General features: G+C 67.6%; 24 protein-coding genes and 2 riboswitches. Of the genes, 6 read left to right on the top strand and 18 right to left on the bottom strand.

Translation table 11 applies throughout. From position 1 onward, the window contains the following. Positions 1 to 102: 102 nt before the first annotated feature. From J3A72_RS05050 to J3A72_RS05040, 3 genes are all read right to left on the bottom strand, one after another. Complete coding sequence (locus J3A72_RS05050) at positions 103 to 1,467, bottom strand: MATE family efflux transporter (protein ID WP_046432753.1); 1,365 nt, start codon at positions 1,465 to 1,467, stop codon at positions 103 to 105. A 206-nt stretch (positions 1,468 to 1,673) separates the two neighbouring features. Next, positions 1,674 to 2,255, bottom strand: a complete 582-nt coding sequence (locus J3A72_RS05045) for a DUF3106 domain-containing protein (RefSeq protein ID WP_075076447.1) — start codon at positions 2,253 to 2,255, stop codon at positions 1,674 to 1,676. Next, positions 2,248 to 3,252 carry a hypothetical protein gene (locus J3A72_RS05040; RefSeq protein ID WP_014648577.1) on the bottom strand — a complete coding sequence of 335 codons (1,005 nt, stop codon included), beginning with the start codon at positions 3,250 to 3,252 and terminating at the stop codon, positions 2,248 to 2,250. The genes J3A72_RS05045 and J3A72_RS05040 overlap by 8 nt, the downstream gene beginning before the upstream one ends. Positions 3,253 to 3,664: 412 nt before the next feature. Here J3A72_RS05040 and J3A72_RS05035 point away from each other — a divergent pair, with 412 nt between their 5' ends. Beyond that, positions 3,665 to 5,842, top strand: coding sequence for a primosomal protein N' (locus J3A72_RS05035; protein WP_075076448.1), 2,178 nt, complete (start codon positions 3,665 to 3,667; stop codon positions 5,840 to 5,842). 96 nt (positions 5,843 to 5,938) lie between these two features. Here the strand turns inward: J3A72_RS05035 and J3A72_RS05030 are convergent, their stop codons facing one another. Together J3A72_RS05030 and J3A72_RS05025 are read right to left on the bottom strand one after the other, a co-directional pair. After that, positions 5,939 to 6,559, bottom strand: a complete 621-nt coding sequence (locus tag J3A72_RS05030) for a glutathione S-transferase (RefSeq protein ID WP_075076449.1) — start codon at positions 6,557 to 6,559, stop codon at positions 5,939 to 5,941. A 112-nt stretch (positions 6,560 to 6,671) separates the two neighbouring features. After that, a complete protein-coding gene (locus J3A72_RS05025) occupies positions 6,672 to 7,451 on the bottom strand; it encodes an NYN domain-containing protein (RefSeq protein WP_014648580.1) in 780 nt (259 codons plus the stop codon). A gap of 123 nt (positions 7,452 to 7,574) precedes the next feature. On the opposite strand from J3A72_RS05025, the gene J3A72_RS05020 reads away from it, so the two are divergent. Then, positions 7,575 to 8,855: an NAD(P)/FAD-dependent oxidoreductase gene (locus J3A72_RS05020; protein WP_075076450.1), complete on the top strand. Its 1,281-nt coding sequence runs from the start codon at positions 7,575 to 7,577 to the stop codon at positions 8,853 to 8,855. Positions 8,856 to 8,947: 92 nt separating this feature from the next. Here J3A72_RS05020 and J3A72_RS05015 read toward each other — a convergent pair whose 3' ends face one another. The 3 genes from J3A72_RS05015 to J3A72_RS05005 form a co-directional block, all read right to left on the bottom strand. Further along, positions 8,948 to 9,364, bottom strand: a complete 417-nt coding sequence (locus J3A72_RS05015; protein WP_050483511.1) for a hypothetical protein — start codon at positions 9,362 to 9,364, stop codon at positions 8,948 to 8,950. A gap of 3 nt (positions 9,365 to 9,367) precedes the next feature. Continuing rightward, positions 9,368 to 9,799 (bottom strand): nuclear transport factor 2 family protein, encoded by a 432-nt coding sequence (locus J3A72_RS05010; protein ID WP_049408669.1) that lies wholly within the window; start codon positions 9,797 to 9,799, stop codon positions 9,368 to 9,370. A gap of 144 nt (positions 9,800 to 9,943) precedes the next feature. Continuing rightward, on the bottom strand, positions 9,944 to 10,219 hold the full coding sequence (locus J3A72_RS05005) for a GIY-YIG nuclease family protein (protein ID WP_032958252.1): 276 nt from the start codon (positions 10,217 to 10,219) through the stop codon (positions 9,944 to 9,946). Positions 10,220 to 10,259: 40 nt separating this feature from the next. Then, positions 10,260 to 10,349, top strand: a riboswitch (glycine riboswitch). Between the two features lie 13 nt (positions 10,350 to 10,362). After that, positions 10,363 to 10,466: riboswitch (glycine riboswitch) on the top strand. Positions 10,467 to 10,550: 84 nt separating this feature from the next. On the opposite strand from J3A72_RS05005, the gene J3A72_RS05000 reads away from it, so the two are divergent. Beyond that, positions 10,551 to 11,168, top strand: coding sequence for a trimeric intracellular cation channel family protein (locus J3A72_RS05000; RefSeq protein ID WP_005411215.1), 618 nt, complete (start codon positions 10,551 to 10,553; stop codon positions 11,166 to 11,168). Between the two features lie 262 nt (positions 11,169 to 11,430). Here J3A72_RS05000 and J3A72_RS04995 read toward each other — a convergent pair whose 3' ends face one another. The 7 genes from J3A72_RS04995 to J3A72_RS04965 form a co-directional block, all read right to left on the bottom strand. Continuing rightward, positions 11,431 to 12,504 (bottom strand): 3-deoxy-7-phosphoheptulonate synthase, encoded by a 1,074-nt coding sequence (locus J3A72_RS04995; protein ID WP_014648584.1) that lies wholly within the window; start codon positions 12,502 to 12,504, stop codon positions 11,431 to 11,433. Positions 12,505 to 12,798: 294 nt separating this feature from the next. Next, positions 12,799 to 13,056: a hypothetical protein gene (locus J3A72_RS04990; RefSeq protein ID WP_014648585.1), complete on the bottom strand. Its 258-nt coding sequence runs from the start codon at positions 13,054 to 13,056 to the stop codon at positions 12,799 to 12,801. Positions 13,057 to 13,146: 90 nt separating this feature from the next. Further along, positions 13,147 to 13,485 (bottom strand): DUF6616 family protein, encoded by a 339-nt coding sequence (locus tag J3A72_RS04985; RefSeq protein ID WP_069117776.1) that lies wholly within the window; start codon positions 13,483 to 13,485, stop codon positions 13,147 to 13,149. A gap of 48 nt (positions 13,486 to 13,533) precedes the next feature. Next, the gene (locus tag J3A72_RS04980) at positions 13,534 to 14,274 is read right to left on the bottom strand and encodes a DNA alkylation repair protein (RefSeq protein WP_049408673.1); all 741 of its coding nucleotides are present in this window, start codon (positions 14,272 to 14,274) and stop codon (positions 13,534 to 13,536) included. Then, on the bottom strand, positions 14,271 to 14,771 hold the full coding sequence (locus tag J3A72_RS04975) for a MarR family transcriptional regulator (RefSeq protein WP_032958244.1): 501 nt from the start codon (positions 14,769 to 14,771) through the stop codon (positions 14,271 to 14,273). Before J3A72_RS04975 ends, J3A72_RS04980 begins: the two co-directional genes overlap by 4 nt. A 72-nt stretch (positions 14,772 to 14,843) precedes the next feature. Then, positions 14,844 to 16,142, bottom strand: a complete 1,299-nt coding sequence (locus tag J3A72_RS04970) for a HAMP domain-containing sensor histidine kinase (protein ID WP_075076451.1) — start codon at positions 16,140 to 16,142, stop codon at positions 14,844 to 14,846. Positions 16,143 to 16,174: 32 nt separating this feature from the next. Further along, the gene (locus J3A72_RS04965; RefSeq protein WP_075076452.1) at positions 16,175 to 16,882 is read right to left on the bottom strand and encodes a response regulator transcription factor; all 708 of its coding nucleotides are present in this window, start codon (positions 16,880 to 16,882) and stop codon (positions 16,175 to 16,177) included. A 106-nt stretch (positions 16,883 to 16,988) separates the two neighbouring features. On the opposite strand from J3A72_RS04965, the gene J3A72_RS04960 reads away from it, so the two are divergent. Then, a complete protein-coding gene (locus J3A72_RS04960) occupies positions 16,989 to 17,918 on the top strand; it encodes a retropepsin-like aspartic protease (RefSeq protein WP_075076453.1) in 930 nt (309 codons plus the stop codon). A 67-nt stretch (positions 17,919 to 17,985) separates the two neighbouring features. Then, positions 17,986 to 19,149 (top strand): serine hydrolase domain-containing protein, encoded by a 1,164-nt coding sequence (locus tag J3A72_RS04955; RefSeq protein WP_075076454.1) that lies wholly within the window; start codon positions 17,986 to 17,988, stop codon positions 19,147 to 19,149. Between the two features lie 92 nt (positions 19,150 to 19,241). Here the strand turns inward: J3A72_RS04955 and J3A72_RS04950 are convergent, their stop codons facing one another. The 3 genes from J3A72_RS04950 to J3A72_RS04940 form a co-directional block, all read right to left on the bottom strand. Further along, positions 19,242 to 19,853 (bottom strand): DUF6445 family protein, encoded by a 612-nt coding sequence (locus J3A72_RS04950; protein ID WP_075076481.1) that lies wholly within the window; start codon positions 19,851 to 19,853, stop codon positions 19,242 to 19,244. Between the two features lie 132 nt (positions 19,854 to 19,985). Further along, on the bottom strand, positions 19,986 to 21,635 hold the full coding sequence (gene groL, locus J3A72_RS04945; RefSeq protein ID WP_005411226.1) for a chaperonin GroEL: 1,650 nt from the start codon (positions 21,633 to 21,635) through the stop codon (positions 19,986 to 19,988). An 81-nt stretch (positions 21,636 to 21,716) separates the two neighbouring features. Then, on the bottom strand, positions 21,717 to 22,004 hold the full coding sequence (locus J3A72_RS04940) for a co-chaperone GroES (protein WP_005411227.1): 288 nt from the start codon (positions 22,002 to 22,004) through the stop codon (positions 21,717 to 21,719). Positions 22,005 to 22,315: 311 nt separating this feature from the next. On the opposite strand from J3A72_RS04940, the gene J3A72_RS04935 reads away from it, so the two are divergent. Beyond that, the gene (locus J3A72_RS04935; RefSeq protein ID WP_209571976.1) at positions 22,316 to 24,106 is read left to right on the top strand and encodes an endonuclease; all 1,791 of its coding nucleotides are present in this window, start codon (positions 22,316 to 22,318) and stop codon (positions 24,104 to 24,106) included. Positions 24,107 to 24,141 lie beyond the last annotated feature (35 nt).

Raw genomic sequence — 24,141 nt, 5'->3', positions numbered from 1 at the left:
TGGCTTCTTGCCGTGGTACCAGCATAGCCGGTGCCGCGTGATGCAGCATCGGACACAAGTCAGGGGATCGCCCGTCACGGGTGAACGTGGCGGGCGGGAAGATCAGGACAGCGCGGATTGCCCGATGCGCTGGCTGCTGCGGCGCAGGCGCCAGCCCATCAGGATGGCAGCGGCGGTCAAGCCGACGATCAGGCCGATCCACATGCCCTGCGGGCCCATGCCCAGCCCCAGGCCGAGCCCGGCGCCGAGCGGCATGCCCAGGCCCCAGTACGCGAACATGGCGATGAACATCGGCACGCGGGTGTCCTTCAGGCCGCGCAGCGCGCCGGCCGACAGCACCTGGATGCCGTCCGGGAACTGGAAGGTGGCCGCGTACAGCAGCAGGGTCGAGGCCAGGCCGGCCACTGCCAGGTCGTTGGTGTACACACCGACGATGGCATCGTGGCCGAACAGCAGCACCGCCGCCGACAACGTCTGCGTGCCCATGATGATCGCGTAACCGGCCCAGGCCGCACGCCGCACGCCGAAGCCGTCACCACGGCCGACCGCATGGCCGACGCGCACGGTGGTGGCCTCGGCCACGCCCATCGGGATCATGAAGCACAGCTGCGCGACATTGATCGCGATCTGGTGCGCAGCGGCTTCGTTGGCACCAAGGCGGCCGATCAGCAGCGCGGTGACGATGAACAGGCCGCCCTCCATCAGCACGGTGATGCCGATCGGCAGGCCGGTGCGCAGCAAGTCCCAGATCGCCTTCCAGCGCGGCCCTTCGAAATGCGAGAACAGCTGCAGATGGGCGAAGCGCCTGGTGAACCACAGGTAGGTGGCGAAGGCGATTGCCTGCAGCCACATCATCACCGCCGAGGCGATGCCCAGGCCTTCGGCGCCCATTTCCGGGAAGCCGAGCTTGCCGTTGGCCAGCACATAGCCCATCGGTGCCAGCACCAGCAGGCCACCGAAGCCGAGCAGCATGGTCGGCAGCGTCCAGTGCATGCCTTCACTGAGATAGCGCATGCAGAAGTACAGGGTCAGCGCCGGTCCGCCCCAGCGCACCGCATGCAGGAACGCGGTCGCCCCCGGCACGATGTCCGGCGCGATGCCGAACGACGGCAGCAGCGGCGGCACCACGGTGAGGAAGGTGAACATGATCAGGCCCAGCCCCAAGGCCAGCCACAGTGCTTGGCGGAACAGCGGGCCGATCTCGCGCTCGCGGCCGGCGCCATGCAGCTGCGACACCGAGGCGGTGAGCGAGATCAGGGTGCCGATCGGAATCAGCATCGGCAGCCACAGCAGCGCCGTACCGATGGTGACGGCGGCCAGTGTGGCCGTGGCGTGGTGGCCGGCAATCACGTTGTCGACGAAGGAGATCAGACCGGTGGACACATGGCCCAGCACAAGCGGCAGGGCGAGCAGACCGGTGGCGCCGACTTCCTTGCTGAAGCGCGGCGTGGAGGTTGCAGTAGACATAAGGTGCTTGACGCGAACTGCGGTTGCGCGCGAAGGGCACAGGCACCGGGTTGCGGGCGCCCATCTTACGCGGGCGACGCCAGCATTCCCATGACATGGCGTGAATGCTGGGTTTCAGCCGCCCCACACAAAAAGGGGACGGAGGGGATTAAGTCGTTTCAGGCCCGCTCGTGCCGGATGCGACTTAATCCCCTCCGTCCCCTTTTTTACTGGCCGGCCTGGCGCTTGAGCCAGCTGTCGCGCTCGGCGGCGGGCACGGCGAGGAAAGCGCTGCGCACTGCGTCGCGTTCCTGCGGTGGCGTTCGCTGCGCGACCAGAGTGAGCTGGGCCAGCTGCGCCGGGCTGAGCTGGCGCAGTACGGCCAGCGCGGTCTCGCGCTGTTCCGGCGGCACGAAGCCGAACAAGCCATGCAGCTTGGGGAATTCCAGGCCCAGTTGCGGGCCCAGCCGCCACCCGTCGCGGAACGCCTGGTCCTGGTCGCGGAACTGTTGGCGCAGGCGCTGCTGCTGGTCCGCAGGCAGCGCATTGAATCGCGCAGCCGCCTGGCGGATGCGCTCGCGCTCTCCTTCCGGCAGCGCGCGCCAGGCGGCGTAGTCGGCGCGGCGCTGGCGCTGCTGCTGCGCATCGAGCTGGGCGAAGCCAGAGGGTGCTGCCGCCGACGGTGCTGGCGAAGCCACCGGCGTGGCCGGCGACATCGGTGGCGGCAACGGCACGTTCAACGATTGCGGCGCGGCAGACAGCGACAACGGCAGGGCCAGCAGCAGGCTGGCGAACACGGACTTATTCATCGGCAGCAGCGGTTTCCAGCGTGGCACTGGCCGGCTCGGGCCGGCTCGGCCTGGATTGCGATTCATCCACCGGCAGCGGGCCCCCCGCGGCAGTCCACGCGTACAGGTCGGCATCGGCAACCAGCGGGTAGTCACGATCGGCCAGCATCGCTGCGTCGTCCGTGGCCTGGGCCGTGGTCGCATCCGGCGTGGCGTTGACCTTGCTGGGTGGCAGGGCTTCCACCGTCACCGGACCGGCTTCGCCCACCACCCCCTCCGGCAGCGGTGCATCACTGCCGAAGGAATGCCCCTGCCAGTGGCGCCAGCCCAGCGCTGCGGCCAACAGTATCGCCACGGTCGCCAGCAGGATCAGCGGACCGCGCCAACGTGGCTTGGCGTTCGTGCGACGGCGCTTGCCATTGGCGGCCGCCCGCTCATCGCGCTGCGGTGCGCGCCAGCTCGGGGTCGGGGCTTCATTGTGGGCGGTCGCGGCGGCGGGTTGCTGCAGCTGCTGCAGGCGCGCGGCCGGCAACTCACGGATACGCGCCTGCACCTGTTCGGCCAACTGGCGCCAGGCCGAGGCATCCGGCTGGCCGTGGGCATCACGCGGGCAGGCGTCGGCCAGCAGGTGCTGGTAGCCCGCCTCGTCCTGGTCGAGCACGCGCATGGCGATGCCCTCGTCCAGGCTGCCCCCCACCCGCAGCAGCAGCGCAAGGCGCGGCAGCGGCGGCATCGCGCCCAGCACGGCCAACGGCGGCAGCCACTGCCCGCCCACCGGCTCGCGCAGCGCCTGGCGCTGGCCCAGAAGGGTCCAGAAGCGGGTCGGCCACTGCGCCATCGGCAGGTCGCTGGCCACTGCGGCAAAGGCGCGCATCACCGCCACCAGGGTCTGCTCGGCACGCGCGGCATCGCCGCACTGCAGTTCAGCGACCACCAGGGCACGGCGCTCGACGCCACGCAGGAACGCCGACAGCGCGCCGGCCGCGGTCGAGGAAACAGGGGCGGGCACAGCCGTCATCGATCACTCCAAAGGTCTGCCGGCATGATAGCGGCAGGCCATCGACGCCCGTAGGACTTGCGCCCACAGGCACTTCGTGCTGCAGGTTGTGCACAGCACCACGCCCCCTCCGGCGAAAACTGTGGCTTCGGGCTGAATTCGCTCTGTTTCAGCATTGTTTCACACTTAAGCTATTGATTTTATTGCCTTTTGTTGTGTGGCGATTTTTTGACCAACCCAAGCGTGAGGCCGTCGCCATCGGCCTTCTACGTTTCCGATGGCCGTTAACGCACAACGTTATCCACAGAACATGTGGATAAGACTGAATCTCCAATGGACACCGATATTTAGGTGACATTTATGATTCAACGGGCGCCGCCCCGCCGCTCCCGCTGCTGCCGTTCGCGCGCGCATGGCCCGTTACACTGGCCCGATGCTTTCACCGATTCCGACCCTGCAGGTCGCCCTGCCTGTCCCCCTGCCCCGCCTGTTCGATTACCTGTCGCCGGAGGGCGATGCACCGGCGGTCGCGGTCGGCTGCCGCCTGAAGGTGCCGTTCGGCAACCGGGAGCTGGTCGGTGTGGTGGTGGGGCACGGCCAGACCGACGACGGCCAGGGACTGCGCCAGGCCCTGGCCTGGTGCGACCCGCAGCCGCTGCTGCAGGGGGAGCTGTGGCAGAGCCTGCAATGGCTGGCGCGCTACACCCATGCGCCACTGGGCGAGGTGCTGAGCACCGCCCTGCCCGGCCCGCTGCGCCATGGCGAGGTCCTGCCCGACACACACCACTGGGGTTGGCAGCTGACCACCGAAGGCCACGCCCAGCGTGAAAAGCTGCGCGCAGGCAGCCGTCCACGGCAACTGGCCGAGCTGCTGGCCGAAGCCATCGTGGATGAGGACGTGCTGGGCGAACGCATGCAGGACTGGCGCACCGCCGCGCGCAGCCTGGCCAAGCGCGGGCTGGCCGAGCGGGTTGCGCTGAGCGTGGCCCCCCAACACGCGCAGCCACTGCCCGGTCCCACGCTCAACCCGGACCAGGCCGAGGCGGTGGCCGCGATCAATGCCGCCGACGGCTTCCAGCCGTTCCTGCTGGATGGCGTGACCGGCAGCGGCAAGACCGAGGTCTACCTGCAGGCGATCATCCATTGCCTGGCGCAGGGCAGGCAGGCGCTGGTGCTGGTGCCGGAAATCGGCCTGACCCCACAGACCCTGGCACGCTTCCGTGGCCGCCTCGGCATCGCCGTGCATGCGCTGCACTCGGGGTTGAACGACAACGAGCGCGCGCGCGTCTGGGCAGCGGCCTCACGCGGCGAAGCGCGCGTCATCGTCGGCACCCGCTCAGCGGTGTTCACGCCGCTGCCCCAGGCCGGCCTGCTGATCGTCGACGAGGAACACGACGGCAGCTACAAGCAGCAGGACGGCATCCGTTACCACGCACGCGATTTCGCCCTGGTCCGGGCCAAGTCGCTGGGCGTTCCGGTGTTGCTGGGCAGTGCCACGCCCTCGCTGGAAACCCTGCACAACGCCTATGCCGGGCGTTACACCCACCTGCGCCTGAAACAGCGCGCCGGCGATGCGCGGCCACCGCGCGTGCGCATCCTCGATGTACGCAAGCGCCCGCTGCATGACGGCCTCTCGGCCGATGTGCTGGCCGGCATCGGGGAGCATCTGCAGCGTGGCCAGCAGGTGCTGGTGTTCAAGAACCGCCGCGGCTACGCACCGGTGCTGCTGTGCCACGACTGCGGCTGGACCGCGCCATGCCAGCGCTGCGATGCGCCGATGACCGTGCATGGTGGCGGTCGTCGCCTGCAGTGCCACCACTGCGGCGCGCGGCAACCGGCGCCGCTGGCATGTCCGGCCTGCGGCAGCCTGGCGCTGCAACCGCAGGGCATCGGTACCGAACGCCTGGAAGAACATCTCACTGCGGCCTTCGCCGACTTCCCGGTGGTGCGCATCGACCGCAGCACCACCTCACGGCGCGACGCGCTGGAACAGCAGCTGGCGAAACTGGGCGACCAGCCCGGCATCCTGGTCGGCACGCAGATCCTGGCCAAGGGCCACGACCTGCCCAAGCTGACCCTGGTGGTGGTGGTGGGTATCGATGAGGGCCTGTTCTCAGCCGACTTCCGCGCCAGCGAAAAACTGGCGCAGCAGCTGATCCAGGTGGCCGGTCGCGCGGGACGTGCGCGCGACCCGGGCGAGGTCTGGCTGCAGACCCATCACCCCGGGCACCCGCTGCTGGAAACCCTGGTGAGCGGTGGCTACCATCCGTTCGCGCAAGCCGAGTTGAACCAGCGCCAGGCGGCCGGATTCCCGCCCTTCGCGCATCTGGCGCTGATGCGCGCCGAAGCGCAGCAGGTGGAGCATGCCAATGCATTCCTGCTGGCGGCCCGGCACCTGCTGGGCGAACAGAACGTGGTCGAGGCCTACGGGCCGATGCCGGCGCCGATGCCACGGCGGGCCGGTTACCAGCGCACGCAGCTGCTGCTGTCTGCGGTGCAGCGGCCGCCGCTGCATGGCGTGCTTTCGCAACTGGTTCCGCAGCTGTACGCGCTGCCGGAAGCACGCAAGGTGCGCTGGTCGCTGGATGTGGATCCAACGGATCTTTATTGAGGGGTCAGAGCCCACCCGTCGAGTGGGATCCGGCCCCGATGCCCTGGGGTCGGATCCCTTTTCGCAGAAAAGGGCTCTGACCCCGGACGCCTTCGCTTACGTCAGCGGCGACATCACGCCGCGCTGGTAGGCCGGTCGCTCACGCAGGCGCGCATACCACTCGGCCAGGTGCGGCAGGTCCGGGCGCTGGATCGGCAGTTCATACCAGGCGTACACCAGCGAGCCGAGCGGAATGTCGCCCATCGCGAACGTCCCGCCCGACAGCCATGGCTGCGTGGCCAGGGTGGCATCGGCCATCGCCAGGTAGTCACCGGCACGAACGATGGCCGCGCTGATGCGCGCTTCGTCACGGTCGGCCGGCGCGGTGCGCATGATGCCCCAGACCAGGTCGCTGTACAGCGGCGCCATCCGCGAGGTGCTCCAGTCCATCCACTTTTCGGCCTGCGCGCGCTCCATCGGGTCCTCGGCGTACAGCGTGCCCAGCGCATAGCGCGCGCTCAGGTAACGCACGATGGCGTTCGATTCCCACAGCGGCAGGCCGTGGTCCTCGATCACCGGCACCAGGCCGTTGGGATTCATCGCCTGGTACTCCGGCGTCTGCGTGCCGCCATGGCTGCCGCCGACTTCGATGGATTCGTACGGCAGGCCGATCTCCTCGGCACACCACAGCACCTTGCGGACGTTGCTGGAATTGCGACGGCCCCAGATCTTCAACATGCGGGTTTCCCTTGCTGGCAATGCGAGCGGCAACGATACGCCTGATCGGAGTGGAGATGTGCGTGCCGGATGCGGGATCGGGCGCCTGCGCGCTGCCGGCCAGCGGCCGGCACTACCGGTTCTTTTTTGGCAGCGCGCGCACGTAGGACGACTTGCCATCCTTCTTCAGCTCGAACAGGCCGATCGCCGCCAGCAGATCGCTGAGTTTGCCGTAGCCATAGTTGCGCGGATCGAACGAGGCCTGGTTGCCGATCTGGCTGCCGACCGGCCCCAGGTGCGACCAGCCATCCTCGCCCTCGGCCGAGGACACCGCGCGGCGCAGCATCTTCACCAGCCGGGTGTCGCTGCGCATCTCCGCCCCGCTCTTGCGCGGGCGTGCATCATCATTGGCGACGGGCTCGTTCGATGCCTGTTCGCTCGATGCCTGCTCGGCATCCGGCACGCTGGCGTGGGTCTGGCCCAGCGCTTCCAGGTAGGTGAACTTCGAGCACGCGTTGACGAACGGTTCCGGCGTCTTCTTTTCGCCGAAGCCATACACCTTCACGCCGTCGGTCAGCAGGCGCATCACCATCGGGGTGAAATCGGCATCGCTCGACACGATGGCGAAGCCATCAAGGTTGCGCGCGTACAGCAGGTCCATGGCATCGATCACCATCGCCATGTCCGACGCATTCTTGCCCTTGCTGTAGGCGAACTGCTGGATCGGGCGGATCGCGTATTCGTGCAGCACCGCTTCCCAGCCCTTCAACCGGGGGCTCTTCCAGTTGCCGTAGGCACGGCGCACGTTGGCCACGCCATAGCGGGCGACTTCGGCCAGGACCTCGTCGATCTTCGAGGCCGGCGCATTGTCGGCGTCGATCAACAGGGCGATGCGCTTTTCCGGTTCGCTCATGGATTCCTCGCGGGCGGTTGCCTGAACCCGAGTATCGCCGATCCACGCGGGCGCTGACGTGACAGGTGGCCGCCGTGCGAAGATGCCAGGCGCTTCCCCCAATGCCCCCACTGGAGTGAGTCGATGAGTCGCGAGCGCGTTCCCCACCTGGTCGTTGTCGGCGGCGGTTTTGCCGGTCTCTGGGCCACCCGTGCCCTGGCTCGCGAGCGCATACGCATCACCCTGGTCGACCGCCGCAACCATCACCTGTTCCAGCCGCTGCTGTACCAGGTGGCCACCGCCGGCCTGTCCGCGCCGGATATCGCCGCACCGCTGCGCCACATCCTCGGCCACCAGCGCAACGTGGAAGTCCGCCTCGGCGAAGTGGTCGCCATCGACAAGCAGGCACGGCAGATCGGCATGGCCGATGGCAGCACGCTGGACTACGACAACCTGCTGCTGGCCACCGGCGCTACCCACGCCTACTTCGGCAACGACCAGTGGGCCGATGATGCCCCTGGCCTGAAAACGCTGGACGATGCCATTGCACTGCGCCGCAAGCTGCTGCTGGCGTTCGAACGCGCCGAGGCCGAACCGGACCCGGCGAAGAAGGCGGCGTGGCTGAGTTTCGCCATCGTCGGTGGTGGTCCCACCGGCGTCGAACTGGCCGGCACGCTGGCCGAGATCGCGCGCCACACGCTGCGCAACGAATTCCGCCACATCGATCCGGCCAGCGCCAAGGTGCGGCTGGTCGAGGCTGGGCCGCGCGTGCTGTCCTCGTTCCCGGAAGTGCTTTCGCTGAAGGCGCGCCGCCAGCTGGAAAAGCTGGGCGTGGAAGTGCTGACCGGTACCCCGGTGAGCGACATCGACAGCCAGGGCTTCAAGCTCGGTGAGCAGTTCGTGCCGGCCCGCACCGTGGTCTGGGCCGCCGGCGTGGCCGCTTCACCACTGGCGCGCACGCTGGACGTGCCGCTGGACCGCGCCGGCCGCGTGCAGGTGCAGCCGGACCTGACCCTGCCTGATCACCCGGAGCTGTTGGTGGCCGGCGACCTTGCCGCACTGAGCCAGGCCGACGGCAAGCCGGTTCCCGGCGTGGCGCCCGCGGCCAAGCAGATGGGCAAGTACGTGGCCGAGGTGGTCCGTGCACGCCTGCACGGCAAGCCCGAGCCCGGTCCGTTCAAGTACGCCGACTACGGCAACCTGGCCACCATTGGCCGCATGGCCGCGATCGTGCACCTGGGCCGGCTGCAGCTCTCCGGCGTGCTGGCCTGGTGGTTCTGGCTGGCCGCGCACGTGTTCTTCCTGATCGGCTTCCGCAACCGCATCGTGGTGCTGCTGAACTGGGCGGTCGCGTACTGGAGCTACCAGCGCAGCGCGCGCATCATCTTCGGTGATGACCAGGACGACCGGCGGCCGAAGCGGTAAGGCCGCACGCAACAGGGGTCGGATCCCTTTCCGCGGGAAAGGGCTCTGACCCCGTCAACAAACATGGAGCGCCATCCACGCCTGGCGCGGATCTACTTCCGGCAGAAGTCCTCCTTCCTCGCGGTGTCGGCAATCTGCGCGGTACTCCAATGCCGGGTGATCCAGATCGCCAACGCGGTGCTGCTGAGATGCCAGCGCAGCATGCCGCGCTGGGGTTGCCGCCACAGGTGGCGCCGGGCAATCCAGAAGGCCTCCCGCTCCACTTCAGGCACCTTGTTCTTCATCCCGTCCTTGTCGAAGAACTGGGCGGTGAAGCGCCAGGGGTTCATCGGCTGGTATCCCGCCCGTGGCTCACCGCTGCACGCAGCCACACCACTGGGCGCGCGGTCGGCCGGCTTCGGCCGACCGTCCACCAATGCCAGCCCGAGCAGATACAGCAGGCCAGGCAGCAGCGCGATGCCGGCGACCAGCACGACGACGGAGATCCATGCGTTGCCGGCGGCACGCATCGCTCAGTGCGCCTTCGGTTTCGGGTACCACAGTGCGTTGACGATGACCCAGCGCTGGTCGAAACGCCCCATGTGGAAGTAGTCGACGAACCACGGGGTTTCCAGCCGCACCGAGGCCGCGTTGCCGGTCACGTCCAGCACCGTGCAGCGGCGATCCCATTGATCCTTCGGGGTCTTCAGCGCGCCCTGTTTCGTCAGCGAGACCAGCTCCTCCTTCGACATCCGGCGCAGGCCCAGGCGCTCGTCTGGCGTATCACCGAGCACAGCGCGCTTGGCCAGGTCCGGGTGCAGCGAACGGGCGACGCGCTGCGGATCGGCCTCCAGCTGGCCATCGACGTAGTCGTGGCAGGTGGCTTCGATGGCCGCGATCGTGGCGGGGTCGGCGGCAGGGCTCGTTGCTGCGGAAAGCGCGAACAGCAGGGCAATCGTGGACATCCGGGTCTCCGGCTCTGGGCGCGGGCGGATCATCGCATGGGCCGAACGGCCCATCCACGCATGACGTGGATCTATTGTAGAGCCGAGCCCATGCTCGGCTCCCGCATCGGGCAGACGGAACAACAGCCGAGCGTGGGCTCGGCTCTACAGAAGCGCAGGATCCGTTGCCTGCAGCCAGGCCAGCTTGCGTTCGCGGGGCTGCTGCTTGAGTTGCCACTCGGCCCGCGAGGCCGCGGCCCGGTCCGGGTACTCGCGCACGGCCAGCACGCGCAGCGGCGGCCGGGCCCGGGTGTAGCGCGCGCCCTTGCCGGCCTGGTGGGCGGCGAAACGCGCCTCCACATCGGTGCTGATGCCGGCGTAATAGCTGCCATCGCGGCATTCGAGCAGGTACAGGAACCACGGGCGGACGGACGGGGCCATGCCTGGATTATGCCGTGCTGCACTGCAGCGGATATACTGGCGCCCGAATGCAGGAGAGAGGCGCCGCGCTGGCGCCCGCCGAAGGCGCAGGCTCCCATGATCGCTCAGGCCGGTGGGCTGGAATCCCACCAACCATGCATTCGACTCGCCGAGCTGGAGAGAGGTCACCGGGCATGCCCGGGACGATCCGCCGAAGGGGCACGCGGCCCATGCCGCTGAACTCTCAGGCAAAAGGACAGCGGGAGCGGCACCGGTCATCGTCATCCCGTCATTGCGCAGGCAGTGGCGGTGGTCGCGCATGGCCGGCCCCACCGCGCCCGGAGCCTGCCCCATGCTGCTGTCCATCATCTACCTGATCGCCATTTCCGCCGAAGCCATGACCGGCGCACTGTCCGCCGGCCGCCGCCGCATGGACCTGTTCGGCGTGGTCATGATCGCCTGCGTCACGGCCCTCGGGGGTGGTTCACTGCGCGACATCCTGCTCGGCCACTACCCGCTGGGCTGGGTGAAGCACCCCGAGTACCTGGGCTTCACCGTGTGCGCGGCGCTGATCGCCACCTGGGTGGCGCGCTGGATGCACCACTTCCGCCGCACCTTCCTGGTGCTCGACGGGCTGGGCCTGATCGCCTTCACCCTGATCGGCTGCTCGATCGCGCGCGAAGCCGGCCATGCGATGCCGATCGTGCTGATCGCCGGCATGCTGACCGGCGCGTTCGGCGGGGTGCTGCGCGACATCCTCTGCAACGAGGTGCCACTCATCTTCCAGAAGGAGCTGTACGCGATCATCGCGCTCCTGACCGGCGCGGCCTATCTGTTGCTGCTGCACTGGGGCGTGGCCGATGCCACCGCAATCCTGTGCTGCCTTGGCGGCGGCTTCGCATTGCGCCTGCTGGCGATCCACTACCGCTGGGAAATGCCGAAGTTCGTCTACCACGACGAAGTGCATTGAGCCTCTTCGTAAAGTCGAGCCATGCTCGACTGCTCTTTGCAGGAAACCAACGCGCTTCGCGCGCAGGTCGGGCATGGCTCGACGCTACAGGAAGCGGTATCACCACCCCGGCGATGTACCTGGCGCTGTCGCTCATGCGCAGCGCCAGGCGCATCGCCGGTGCAGATGGGCCGGCCTCCAACTCCGACCGGCCCTGATCGCGGCCGCACCCCCGCAGGCGCTGGCCGCCATCCACACACGTGCCGCACTCAGGCGGCTTCGATCAGGCTGCTTCGGACACCTTCACGTCGCGACGGGCGCGCACGGCCGCAGCCAGACGCTCCAGCACCGTCACGGTGGTGTCCCAGTCGATGCAGCCATCGGTGATGCTCTGCCCGTAAACCAGCGGCTGGCCTTCCACCAGTTCCTGGCGGCCACCGACCAGATGGCTCTCGATCATCACGCCAACGATGCGCTGTTCGCCGTCTTCCAGCTGAACAGCAATGTCCTCGATCACCTTCGGCTGGTTCTCGGGGTTTTTCAGGCTGTTGGCGTGGCTGGCGTCGATCATCAGGCGCGTCGGCAGCTTGGCCTTGGCCAGCACCTGGCAGGCGTCGGCGACGCTGCCGGCGTCGTAGTTCGGCTGCTTGCCGCCACGCAGGATCACATGGCAATCCGGATTGCCGGTGGTCGACACGATGGCGGTGCCGCCCTGCTTGGTGACCGACAGGAAGTGATGCGGATTGGACGCCGCACCCACCGCGTCAGCGGCGATCTTGACGTTGCCATCGGTGCCGTTCTTGAAGCCGACCGGGCACGACAGCCCCGAGGCAAGCTCACGATGCACCTGGCTTTCGGTGGTACGCGCGCCGATCGCGCCCCACGCCACCAGGTCGGCGATGTACTGCGGCGAGATCACATCGAGGAATTCGACACCGGCCGGCAGGCCGAGCTTGTTGATGTCGCGCAGCAGGCCGCGGGCAATGCGCAGGCCCTTGTCGATCCGGAAGCTGCCGTCCAGGTCCGGGTCGTTGATCAGGCCCTTCCAGCCCACCGTGGTGCGCGGCTTCTCGAAGTACACACGCATGACGATTTCCAGTTCGCCGGCCAGCGCGTCGTGCAGCGGCTTCAGGCGCTGGGCGTATTCGATGGCGGCCTTCGGGTCGTGGATCGAGCACGGGCCCACCACCACTGCCAGGCGGTCGTCACGGCCGTGCAGGATCTGGTGCAGGGCCGCGCGCGAGGCGCTGACGGTGTCGGAGGCTTCATCGTCACAGGGCAGCATCGCCAGCAGCTGGGCAGGCGGTGTCAGCGGTTCGATGGTGCGGATGCGCAGGTCGTCGGTGTGCGGGGGCATTGCAGGAGATCTCCGGAACGTTGGGGTCCCCAGCGTGGCGGCATGAAAAAAGCCGCCAGGTTCGCTGGCGGCTTTCGGGAATGCGTCTGAAGCTTTCTTCAGGGTGAGCGCAGTCCTTCCTCCGCCAGTGGCTTCGGAAAGTAATACCAGTAAAAGCGGGTGGCGGCTGCGTTCATGGGGTGTATTGATAGCACAGCTTTTGCGCAGTGCAAAATGTTTCATCCGCAACCGCGGGTGCGGTTCAGCGAGGCGCGCGCCGGCGCTGCCCACGCGGCAGCAGCCACGCAAAGCTGCTCATTTGCCATGCACTTCCACGTCCAGCAACAGGCCTTCGTGGATGTCGGCCCAGCGCTCCAGCACGCGGTCCAGCTCCTGCCTGGCCTCGTCCAGCTGCTCGGGATTGAGCAGGGAACGGGTGGTGTAGAGGTCGGAGACCAACCGCCGCAGGGCCGCCTCCGGGATGGCCACCGACGGCCCTTCCCGCCCCGGCAACTGCAATGCCGGGCTGTCGCCAAGCGGGCCGAACAGCGTGACCTGGAGCGTGCTCTGCATGATCAACTTCCCTGCGGATGGACATGGGCAATGTCCTGTTTACCGCGTCCGGGTGACAGGCGCATGTGCCATGCGCGTCCGGAGACGCTGCTACAAGGCGGCCAGGTCGGCAAGGTGCTGCCCCATCCCATCGTCTGCGCCGACGGCGTTGGTGGTGGCGAAGTACTGATGCCAACCGGTGGCGGCAATGCCGGCCACCAGCGCATCGGCGTCCGCGCGGCTTGCACAGCGCCAGACCGCATAGAACTGCTCATCGCTGCCGTGCTGTACGCCCGTGGCAATGCGGCCCATCGCCAGCGGTGTGATGCGGACCGGATCGAACTGCTGCATGCCTGCACCGATACGGGCGAAGAAGGCATTCCGCTGCTCGGGCTGGAGCGTGGTCCAGGCGGGGGTGGCGGTATAGAGCTCGATGAAGGTGTGCGACATGCTGCTTCTTCCTTGAAGGTTTGGGGGGTTGCCGGCCAGCGGCCGGCACTACCGGAGCGAGCGCATGGCGCGTTTGCGGATGTAGGCATTGGCATCGCCAGGGTGCTGCTGTTGCCAGCGCGCGCACAGCGCACGCAGCCACTGCGGCTGTGTCTTGCCGGCATCATTGAGCCAGTTGCCGACCGAGTCCTGCACATAGCGCTCCGGGTCGTCGGCGAGTGCTTCCAGCATCGCCTCTGCAAGTTCCGGCTGCCGCTTGAACAGCGCGACATGTGTGGCCCACACGCCGCGCGGGCGCAGCGCTTCGCAGGCGAAGCGGCGCAGGTACGGCGATCCTTCCTGCGTCCATGGTTGCAGGTACTCCAGCGCCTGCAGTGGTGCGGCAACAATGTCGGCACGCAGCGCCAGCCACGCCCATTCGCGCACGCCGAAGTGCGGGTCGTCAGCCAGTGGCCGCATCGCCTGCAGCTTGGCCGGCAGCGTCGCGTCGGCTTCGCCGCCGATCAGGTAGCAGGCCCAGCCACGCACCGTGTCTGACGCATGCGCCTGCCAGCGCGCAGGCTCCCCCTGTCCGGCTTCGTGCAGCAACCGCGCCGCCAGCGCCATGCGCTGGGTGATGCCCTTGCCTGAGGCGTCGCGCATGCATTGCAGCGATTCCGGCTCAAGGGCAGGCGCCACCACCTGCAGCAGCGCGGTGAAATCCACGGCCAGGCATTCGGCCAGATGGGTGGCAGCAGCGCTGCCACTGTTGAGTGCATGCAGCCTTTGCGCAGGAACGGGCGTGCTCATGCTGCCGATTCCCGCCCACCGTCCGTATGCTGCCAGACCTTGTGCAGCAGCTGCGACAGCTGCTGCTGTTCACCCGCATCCAGGCCGTCGAACAGACCGCTGATCCATTGCGTGTGCTGCTCGAACAACGACTCGGCCAAGCGCTTTCCCGGTGCGGTCAATACGATCTGCAGACGGCGGCCATCCCCGTCATCGCTGCGACGCTGCAGCAGGCCTTCACGCTGCAGGCCATCGAGCAGGCCGCTGATGGTGGCACGGGTCACGCCGGCACGCTCGGCCAGCAGGTGCGGCGGCAGCGTGCCACCGGCCCCGTGCAGCAGGAACAGCACGATGAAGCGGCCCTCGCTGAGCCCATGCGGTGCCAGCCGCGCGGCGCAGTCGCGATCGATCGACGAGGACAACGAGAGCAGCTGGAAGCACAGGCGCAGTTGCGCGATGTTGGCGTGGCCGCGTCGCTGCGATTCCTCCAGCAGGGCCTGATGCTTGGCTTCGATCATCTCACGAACACGATATGGTTAGGCGCCTAATCATATAACCGGATAGCCGCCATCTGTAAACCACAGCCGATATCAGGGGAGCTTTCCCAGCAGCAGGCGCGCGATCAGCCCGCCGCCCTCGCGGTGCAGCAGCTGCAGTTCGCCTGCGTGACGCCTGGCCACGTTGGCGGCCATGGCCAGTCCCAGCCCGGTCCCACCGGTAGCGCGACTGCGCGAGCTTTCGCTGCGCTGGAACGGTTGCAGCAGGCGGACACGATCAGCTTCGGCGATACCCGGCCCGCGATCCATCACATCCAGCTGCACCCCATGTCCCCACACGGCGACATGCAGCTCCACGGCGCCCGCGTAACGCTCGGCGTTGTCGATGAGATTGTCGACCGCGCGCCGGAGCAGCAGCGCATCGCCATGCCACGGCAGCCTATCCGGGCACTGAAGCGAAATGTCGACCCCGCGCAGCAGCGCCCCTTGCAGGCATTCCTGCAGCAGGGCAGCCAGATCCAGCGAGCGCATCTGCAAGGGCTGCAGCTCGCCGCGTGCATAGTCCAGCACCTGCTCGATCATCGCGTCCATGCGTTCGATGTCCGCCACCATCCGGGCGGCCTGTGGTGCGGGAGCGAACTCGGCGCGCAGGCGCAGGCCGGTCAGGGGCGTGCGCAGGTCATGCGCCACTGCCGCCAGCATACGGGTCATGTCCTGTGCCTGGACCCGCAGGCGTTCGCGACCGGTGCTGATCGCGGCGGCCAGCATCTGCACTTCGCGTGGGCCATCGTCGGGCAATGGCGATTCGGCCTGCAGGTCGACCCGTGCGCTCGCTTCGGCCAGGCGCCGCAGCGGGCGCCCCAACCGGATCGACGCCCACGCCGCCAACGGCGCCAGCAGGATCGCACCGCCCAACAGGGCGAGCATCACCTGGCGGCGCCAGGCCGCCAGGTCACTATGGTCGCTGCCGACCACCCGCCAGCGGCCGTCGGCCTGGCGCATCCCCAGTTCAAACGGCGGCCACTGCATCGCGGTCAGCAGCGCGGCCTGTGATTTCAGCACGCCAGCACGACCGGAGGCGTCCAGTACCGCGCCACCCTCGATGACCTGCACATCGGGCGCCCTGCCCTGCCCCGTCCATGCCAGGCGTACATCCTCGGCCGGCATGCCCATCTGCGCGGCCGCCAGCTGCGCGAGCCAGTCGCTGGCGCTACCTTGGGGGGGCGCGTCCTGCGTCGCCCTGCGCAATCCCAGTGACGCCGGCGCCTGTTCCCCACGCAGTACCTGCATCGCATGGTCCAGCCGCATCGGTGGCGGCGCGGGCCGGGGCATCCAACCCACCACTGCAACGCTGACCAGGGTTGCCAGCAGCAGGCTGGCCAGCGCCAGCATCGCGATCCAGCGTGTGGTCGACCACCGGCTGCTCACAGCACCTGTACCTCAGCGTCGAAGCGATACCCTTCCCCGCGCAGTGTCTGCACGAGGGCTTCTGCCCCGGACGCGGCCTGCCCGAGCTTGCGGCGCAGGCGGCTGATCGCGAGGTCGATGGCACGGTCCACGCTGTCACTGGCTTCTCCGCGACTCAACTGCAGCAGCTGCTCACGCCCCAGCACCCGCCCGGGACGTTCGGCCAGCGCCAGCAACAGGGAAAACTCGCCACGACTCAGCACCAGCTCGGCACCGTCCGGTGCGAACAGGCGACGCTGGTCGGGCAGCAATCGCCAGCCATCAAACCGCAGCTCGCTGGCCACCTGCGTGCGCAGCTTGTCCTGACGGCGCAGCAGTGCGCGTACCCGCGCCAGCAGTTCACGCGGATCAAAGGGTTTGGCCAGGTAGTCGTCCGCGCCCATCTCCAGGCCGATCACGCGGTCCGGTGCAGCCCCCATCGCCGACAGCATCAGGATCGGGATCGCCCTCGCCAGCAGCCTGCGGCAGACCGACAGCCCATCCTCACCGGGCATCATCCAGTCGAGGATGATCAGGTCCGGTCGTTCGGCCTGCAGCAGCACGTCCAGTGCCGCCGCATCCGCCGCCAGGCGTACCTGGTAGCCGTGCAGCAGCAGGTGGTCGGCGATGGCGTCGCGGATGCTGGCATCGTCGTCGACGACGATGACACGGATGGGAGTACTCATTCGGACAGTATCCAGCACCTGTGTATCAGGACGGTATCAGCGCCGATATTCCGGCGATACGCCGCCGTGCGCCAATGGTTACCCACGATCACTGCGGAGTCTTCCCTTGCGCCTCTTCCTGTTGCCCCTGTTCGCCGCTCCCTTGCCTGCGCTCGCCTCCAACGCCGCCGCGCACATCCTGCCGATGTGGATGCAGGGCGGTCATCCGGCGGTGGCCGTCTCGCTGGACGGGCGCGCCGAACCGCTGCGCTTCGTGGTCGACAGTGCCGCCGGGGCAACGCTGGTCGACGCCCGCGTCGTGCGGCGCTATGGCCTGGAGGATGCGGATGCAGAGGTATCACAGGCGCAAGGGGCGAGTGCAGCTTCGGCGCGGTTGCAGCGCATGCGCAGCACGTCCTGGCAGCTGGGCAGCTGGCAGCTGCAGGCCCAAGCCATGAACGTCGATCTGTCATCGTTGCCGAAGGATGATGATCCAGCCATCGACGGCTTGATCGGCAACGATCTGACCGGGCGCTGGGACACCCGTTGGGACTTCGGCCGCAATCAACTGGCGCTGTGGACACCCGGCGGATTGAACCTGGAAGGACCGGGTTGCCAGCCCAATGCGCTGCCCGGCCGCACTGGCGGCCTGCGCCAGTTCGGCTTCATCACGCTTGCACTGGGCGCGCCTGCGGTGGACGCCATCGCCGTGGTCGACACCGGTGCCGCACAGACCGTCCTCAACGCCGAAGCCGCCCGCGCACTGGGGCTGCGCACCGACGGCAGCGACGCGCGGGTGCGGGTGCGTGAAAAGGGCACCGAAGGCCTGGGCGGCGGCAAGCAGGCAACCTGGCTGTACACCCTGCCCGGCATGACCGGCGGCGGCTGGCAGCACCCGTCGATGGAGGTCCGCATCAGCGAACTGCCGGTGTTCAAGGCGATCGGCCTGGAGGGCCGGTCGGCGCTGATCCTCGGTGCCGATGCAGTGCGCGGCGGCCAGGTGGACATCGGTGCCGGCGCAGCACGGATCTGCCTGCGCCGGCCGCAGGCCGGCTGACAACTGGCGATGACGCCAGCGGCAGCCCGGCGTAGCATCACCGTGCGCCCCACCAGGAGTTCCACGCATGTGCCGTGCCACCCTGATGTTGCTGACGCTGCTCCCGCTGGCGGTACTGGCCGCGCCGCCACCCGTGCCCTCGCCCACTCGCATCGATGCCGAAGCACAGCGGCTGATGCAGGCGGCCCATGCGCGCGGGATGGCGCTGGCGGTGATCGATGACGGCAAGGTGGTGCATGTGGCCGCCTACGGTGAACGCAACGCCGCAGGCGAGCCGCTGCGCACCGACACCGTGATGTATGCCGCATCGCTCACCAAGATGGCCTTCGGCCACCTGGTCGCACAGCTGGCGCAGGACGGGGTGATCGATCTGGATGCCAGCATCGCCACAGCTCTGGACGTGCCGCTGCCAGACTACCCGCCCGAACCGAAAAAGTACGCCGACTACAGCGTGCTGGCGAGTGATGCACGCTGGCGCCGGCTCACGCCGCGAAAGCTGCTGAATCACGCCAGCGGCTTTGCCAACTTCGGCTTTCTCGAACCGGATGGCCGGTTGAAGTTCCACTTCGAGCCCGGCAGCCGCTACGGCTATTCCGGCGAGGGCCTGATCCTGCTGCAGTTCGTGATCGAACGTGGGCGACTGGGCGAGGATGTGGGTGCGTTGATGCAGCAGCGCGTGTTCGATCGCTTCGGCATGGCGCGCACCAGCATGTCGTGGCGCGCGGATTTCGCCGGCAACCTGGCCGATGGCTGGACCGTCGAAGGCGATACAGAGCCGCACGATCAACGCAGCCGTGTGCGGGCGGCAGGATCGATGGATACCACCATCACCGACATGGCCCACTTCGCCGCCGGTTATGTGCGCGGCGATGGGCTGTCTGCGGCAATGCGCAGGGAACTGGTGCGGCCGCAGCTGCCGATCACCACCGCCAGCCAGTTCCCAACGCTGCAGCCGGAGCTGCCCGTTGCGCAGCAGCACCGGGATCTGGCCGCGGGCCTGGGCGTGGTGACCTTCCGTGGCCCCCAGGGTGCAGGCTTCTACAAGGGCGGCCACGACGATGCGGTCGGCAACACCCTGGTGTGCATCGAGCGGCACAAACGCTGCGTGGTGATCCTGGGCAACGATGTACGGGCCGAGGCCACCTTCCCGGCACTGGTGGCGTTCGTGCTGGGTGATATCGGCGTGCCATGGCAGTGGGAGTACGGCGCGGCGAAGGCCTTCGTCGAATGAAGGCGCGATGATCCCTGGGCGGGGAGTGCGGAGGGATGGGAGCAACCATGCATGGCGTGTGGATCCACCTCACGCGTGGATGCCTGCTCCGCTCAGCGCGCCTGCTCGAAGAACATCAGGTACACCAGCCGGCCATTCTCCGGGCGGTCGCCGAACGCTGGCCCGGCGGTATGCCAGAACCAGGGCCGCAGCAGCACCAGCCGGTTGAAACGCATCGGGATGCGCATGGTCATTTCCCACTGGCTGTCGTCGTTGCTGTCGCACTCGATGATGTCACGATGCATGTCGCCGCCGTTGGCATAGCCCAATGCGGCCAGCTCCGCTGCATCCAGGGCCATGCGCTCGGTGCCGGTACGGCGGTGGCGGAAGAACTCGGTGCCGCCCTCGCAGTGCTCCGGTGCACTCAGGTAGAGGATGCCCGACCAGTGCGAGTGATCGGCGTGCACCTTGGCGCGGCCGGTGTCACCGGCCAGGGTAAGGCGGAACTTGCCGTGCGACTGCAGTGGGTTGACCGGCCGCAGCGGTTCGTTGACCAGCCGCGAGACCGCGCCGGACAGCCCGTCCAGTTCCAGCCGCTGCTGCGAATTGCGGCCGGGGAATGCGCCCTCCTGCACCGGATAGGTCAGGCCCAGCGCCGCTTGGCGCAGCCCCTGCGCATCGGCAGGAGAAAGGAAGTCGTCGACGACGATGAAGGAGGTAGGCATGGCCACCGAGCGTAGCGATGCGCTGCTGCGGCGGCAACCGGGCAACGAAAAACCCCGCCTTGCGGCGGGGTTCTTCCTTGCATCGGGAGGGCGTGCCGACCAGGGTCGGCAACGACCGCCGGGGACGTGGACTTAGAAGTCCATGCCGCCCATGCCACCCATGCCGCCCATGCCACCGGCGCCACCCATGGCCGGCTCGTCCTTCTTCGGAGCTTCGGCAACCATGGCTTCGGTGGTGATCATCAGGCCAGCGATCGAGGCGGCGTTCTGCAGCGCCGAACGGGTCACCTTGGTCGGGTCCAGGATGCCGAACTGCAGCATGTCGCCGAACTCGCCGGTGGCGGCGTTGTAACCGAAGCTGCCGGTGCCTTCCTTGACCTTGTTGATGATGACCGACGGCTCGTCGCCGGCGTTGGCCACGATCTCGCGCAGCGGGGCTTCCATCGCACGCAGGGCGATCTGGATGCCGTGGTTCTGGTCTTCGTTGGCGCCCTTCAGGCCGGCCAGCGCGGTGATCGCGCGGACCAGGGCAACGCCGCCGCCCGGAACCACGCCTTCTTCAACGGCCGCACGGGTGGCGTGCAGGGCGTCGTCGACGCGATCCTTCTTTTCCTTCATTTCGATTTCGGTCGAGGCGCCGACCTTGATCACGGCAACACCGCCGGCCAGCTTGGCCACGCGTTCCTGCAGCTTCTCGCGGTCGTAATCCGAGGAGGTGTCCTGGATCTGGGTCTTGATCTGCGCCACGCGTGCATCAACGTTGGCCTTGTCGCCGACGCCGTCGATGATGGTGGTGTTCTCCTTGGAGACCTGCACCTTCTTGGCGCGGCCCAGGTCCTTGATGGTGGCCTTCTCCAGCGACAGGCCGACTTCTTCGGAGATCACGGTGCCGCCGGTCAGCACGGCCATGTCTTCCAGCATCGCCTTGCGACGGTCGCCGAAGCCCGGGGCCTTGACGGCCACGACCTTGACGATGCCACGGATGGTGTTGACCACCAGGGTGGCCAGCGCTTCGCCTTCAACTTCCTCGGCCACGATCAGCAGCGGCTTGCCGGCCTTGGCGACGCCTTCCAGCACCGGCAGCAGGTCACGGACGTTGGAGATCTTCTTGTCGTGCAGCAGGATGAACGGGTCATCCAGGTCAGCGGTCTGCGACTGCTGGTTGTTGATGAAGTACGGCGACAGGTAGCCGCGGTCGAACTGCATGCCCTTGACCACGTCCAGCTCGTTGTCCAGGCCCGAGCCTTCTTCAACGGTGATGACGCCTTCCTTGCCGACTTCCTTCATCGCGTCAGCGATGATCTGGCCGATCGATTCGTCCGAGTTGGCCGAGATGGTACCGACCTGGGCGATCGCCTTGTCGTCGGCGGTCGGCTTGGAGATGTTCTTCAGCTCGGCGACGGCGGCCGAGACGGCCTTGTCGATACCGCGCTTGAGGTCCATCGGGTTCATGCCGGCGGCAACGGCCTTGGCGCCTTCGCGGATCAGGGCCTGGGCCAGCACGGTGGCGGTGGTGGTGCCGTCGCCGGCATCGTCGTTGGTGCGCGAAGCAACTTCCTTCACCATCTGCGCGCCCATGTTCTCGAACTTGTCAGCCAGTTCGATTTCCTTGGCGACGGAGACGCCGTCCTTGGTGATGGTCGGGGCGCCGAAGCTCTTTTCCAGCACGACGTTGCGGCCCTTCGGGCCCAGGGTGGCCTTGACGGCATTGGCGAGAACGTTGACGCCGCGCACCATGCGCGAACGGGCGTCTTCACCGAAACGAATATCCTTGGCAGCCATTGCATTTACCTCATTGGTAGCGCCGGACGATGCCCGGCGGCTGGGAGTTTGGGATCAGGTTGAAACAGGTCGCGCCGGGGCTCAGCCGATGACGGCGAGCACGTCGTCTTCGCGCAGGACCTTGTATTCGACACCTTCGCTCTTGTACGAGCTGCCGGCGTACTGGCCGTAGATGACCTTGTCGCCGACCTTCAGCGACGGCGCGCGCACGTTGCCGTTGTCCAGCGGCTTGCCCGGGCCGACGGCCACGACCTCACCCTTGGTGGACTTTTCCTTGGCCGAGTCGGGGATGACGATGCCACCGGCGGAGATTTCGTCGGCTTCGATCGGCTTGACCACAACGCGGTCGTGCAGCGGCTTGATGCTCATAGGAGACCTCTTAAGTGATTGATTGGTCTAAAAAAGTCCGGCGATGTTAGCACTCACCCCAGGCGAGTGCCAGAACCGCACGTGAAGAAACCCGACAACGTCGGGAGCAGGGCAGAGATGGAGCCCCGCCGCCCCCTTTCAAGGGCGGAATGAAAAAATTTTTCCGCCCGCGCGCCTCGGCCAAGGCGTCCGTCCTGGACAATTTCGGTGACAAGCGTCGCACTGTCAGATATCTGACGTTCATTTACGACAAAGTGTCACTGGATCGGCCTTAGGCTCGGTCAGGCATTCCCAATCACAAGGAGTAGTCGATGCGATTGCTGTCCCCGCTTGCCGCCGCCTGCCTGCTGGCACTGGCCGCCGCGCCGGCCCAGGCCGAGGTTTTCATCAACGAACTGCACTACGACGACAGCACCGCCGCCGGTGACGTCGGCGAAGCCATCGAAGTGGTCGCTACCGCCGGCGAGGACCTGTCCGGCTACCGCCTCTACCTCTACAACGGCAGCAATCCTTCGGCGGCCGCGGTCTACGCCAACAACCCGGTCCCGGTCGGCACCGCCGCCGGCTGCGGCAGCGCGACCATCGCCGTGGTCAACTACCCGACCAACGGCATCCAGAACGGCCCCAACGACGGCATCGCCCTGGTCGATGCCAGCGGCAAGGTGGTCCAGTTCCTCAGCTACGAGGGCGCCATCACCGCCTCCGGTGGCCCTGCCGCCGGCATGACCAGCCAGAACATCCCGGTGGCCGAGACCAACAGCACGGCCGCGGGCACCTCGCTGCAGCTGACCGGCAGCGGCAGCCAGTACACCCACTTCACCTGGGCCGAGTCGGCCAGGCAGACCTTCGGCAGCTGCAACAACGGCCAGACCTTCAGTGGCGGCGGAACCCCGGGCCCGAACACACCGCCGTCGGTCTCCACCACCACCCCGGCGCAGGGCAGCAGCACCTTCCCGGCCGCCGCCGACCTGGAAGTGGTGTTCAGCGAGACGGTGAACCTGGCCAGTGGCGCCTTCGCCCTGAGCTGCGGCACCTCCGGCAGCGTGCCGTTGACCTTCCCGGCCAGCGGCCGCAGCGTGAAGCTGTCCACCAACACTGCGCTGGTGGCCGGTGAGGCCTGCCGCTTCGACATCCGCGCCGCGCGCATCACCGACCTGCAGGGCGCGCACCCGGCCGCCGACAGCCGCATCGCCTTCACCGTGGCCAGCACCGGCGGCAATCCGGACCCGGGCAACCCGGGCGTGCCGGCCGGCTACTACTCCAAGGTCAACACCAGCAGCCCCAGCCAGCTGCGCTGCTCGCTGCACGCCACCATCAAGGGCCACACCGCCTACCCTTACAGCGGCTCGGGCACCAGTACCTGGACCATTCTGGAAATCGCCGACGAGGATCCGAACAATTCCGGCAGGATCCTCGATGCATATCGCAACCACAGCTACGCCAAGGTGACCGATCGCGCCGGCAGTGGCAGTGGCCTGAAGTACAACCGCGAGCACACCTGGCCGAACTCGCTGGGCTTTGCCACCACCACCGGTGACAAGGGCCTGCCGTACGCGCCGTATACCGACACCCACATGCTGTACCTGACCGACGCGCAGTGGAACGCCGACCGTGGCAACAAGCCGTTCGGCAAGTGCGACGCCAACTGCGGCGAGCGCGCCACCGAGGCCAACAACGGGCAGGGCGGCGGCAGCGGCGGCTATCCGGGCAACTCCAACTGGGTGCGCACGCCGGACGGCAACACCGGCACCTTCGAGGTGTGGGGCAAGCGCAAGGGCGACATGGCGCGTGCGGTGATGTACATGGCGATCCGTTACGAGGGCGGCAAGGATGCGGCCACCGGCCAGTCCGAGCCGGACCTGGAGCTGACCGACGACCGCAGCAAAATCGTCAAGACCAGCAGTTCGCCGGCCTACATGGGCCTGCTGTCCACGCTGATCGACTGGCACCTGTCCGATCCGCCGGATGATGCCGAGCGTGCGCGCAATGACGTGATCTACAGCTTCCAGGGCAACCGCAACCCGTTCATCGACCACCCCGAGTGGGCAACCCCGGCCCTGTTCACCTCGGCCAAGCCGGCCACCTGCCAGCTGGCCAACTGACCGCGCAACGCAGCGGTCCACTGCCGCCGCCGGGC

Source organism: Stenotrophomonas sp. PvP093, assembly GCF_017876915.1.
Classification (GTDB): Bacteria; Pseudomonadota; Gammaproteobacteria; order Xanthomonadales; family Xanthomonadaceae; genus Stenotrophomonas; species Stenotrophomonas muris.
The sequence above is the reverse complement of the archived record's forward strand: the minus strand, read 5'-3'. Positions and strand labels throughout refer to the sequence as shown.

Coding starts and splice junctions, on each gene's coding strand:
- J3A72_RS05040 (WP_014648577.1), bottom strand. CDS start 3,252: ATGACGGCTGTGCCCGCCCCTGTTTCCTCGACCGCGGCCGGCGCGCTG.
- J3A72_RS04985 (WP_069117776.1), bottom strand. CDS start 13,485: ATGTCGCACACCTTCATCGAGCTCTATACCGCCACCCCCGCCTGGACC.
- J3A72_RS04935 (WP_209571976.1), top strand. CDS start 22,316: ATGCGATTGCTGTCCCCGCTTGCCGCCGCCTGCCTGCTGGCACTGGCC.
- J3A72_RS05000 (WP_005411215.1), top strand. CDS start 10,551: ATGCTGCTGTCCATCATCTACCTGATCGCCATTTCCGCCGAAGCCATG.
- J3A72_RS04990 (WP_014648585.1), bottom strand. CDS start 13,056: ATGCAGAGCACGCTCCAGGTCACGCTGTTCGGCCCGCTTGGCGACAGC.
- J3A72_RS05035 (WP_075076448.1), top strand. CDS start 3,665: ATGCTTTCACCGATTCCGACCCTGCAGGTCGCCCTGCCTGTCCCCCTG.
- J3A72_RS04995 (WP_014648584.1), bottom strand. CDS start 12,504: ATGCCCCCGCACACCGACGACCTGCGCATCCGCACCATCGAACCGCTG.
- J3A72_RS05030 (WP_075076449.1), bottom strand. CDS start 6,559: ATGTTGAAGATCTGGGGCCGTCGCAATTCCAGCAACGTCCGCAAGGTG.
- J3A72_RS04940 (WP_005411227.1), bottom strand. CDS start 22,004: ATGAGCATCAAGCCGCTGCACGACCGCGTTGTGGTCAAGCCGATCGAA.
- J3A72_RS05025 (WP_014648580.1), bottom strand. CDS start 7,451: ATGAGCGAACCGGAAAAGCGCATCGCCCTGTTGATCGACGCCGACAAT.
- J3A72_RS04980 (WP_049408673.1), bottom strand. CDS start 14,274: ATGAGCACGCCCGTTCCTGCGCAAAGGCTGCATGCACTCAACAGTGGC.
- J3A72_RS05045 (WP_075076447.1), bottom strand. CDS start 2,255: ATGAATAAGTCCGTGTTCGCCAGCCTGCTGCTGGCCCTGCCGTTGTCG.
- groL (WP_005411226.1), bottom strand. CDS start 21,635: ATGGCTGCCAAGGATATTCGTTTCGGTGAAGACGCCCGTTCGCGCATG.
- J3A72_RS04965 (WP_075076452.1), bottom strand. CDS start 16,882: ATGAGTACTCCCATCCGTGTCATCGTCGTCGACGACGATGCCAGCATC.
- J3A72_RS05020 (WP_075076450.1), top strand. CDS start 7,575: ATGAGTCGCGAGCGCGTTCCCCACCTGGTCGTTGTCGGCGGCGGTTTT.
- J3A72_RS04970 (WP_075076451.1), bottom strand. CDS start 16,142: ATGCTGGCGCTGGCCAGCCTGCTGCTGGCAACCCTGGTCAGCGTTGCA.
- J3A72_RS05010 (WP_049408669.1), bottom strand. CDS start 9,799: ATGTCCACGATTGCCCTGCTGTTCGCGCTTTCCGCAGCAACGAGCCCT.
- J3A72_RS04955 (WP_075076454.1), top strand. CDS start 17,986: ATGTGCCGTGCCACCCTGATGTTGCTGACGCTGCTCCCGCTGGCGGTA.
- J3A72_RS04975 (WP_032958244.1), bottom strand. CDS start 14,771: ATGATCGAAGCCAAGCATCAGGCCCTGCTGGAGGAATCGCAGCGACGC.
- J3A72_RS05015 (WP_050483511.1), bottom strand. CDS start 9,364: ATGCGTGCCGCCGGCAACGCATGGATCTCCGTCGTCGTGCTGGTCGCC.
- J3A72_RS05005 (WP_032958252.1), bottom strand. CDS start 10,219: ATGGCCCCGTCCGTCCGCCCGTGGTTCCTGTACCTGCTCGAATGCCGC.
- J3A72_RS04950 (WP_075076481.1), bottom strand. CDS start 19,853: ATGCCTACCTCCTTCATCGTCGTCGACGACTTCCTTTCTCCTGCCGAT.
- J3A72_RS05050 (WP_046432753.1), bottom strand. CDS start 1,467: ATGTCTACTGCAACCTCCACGCCGCGCTTCAGCAAGGAAGTCGGCGCC.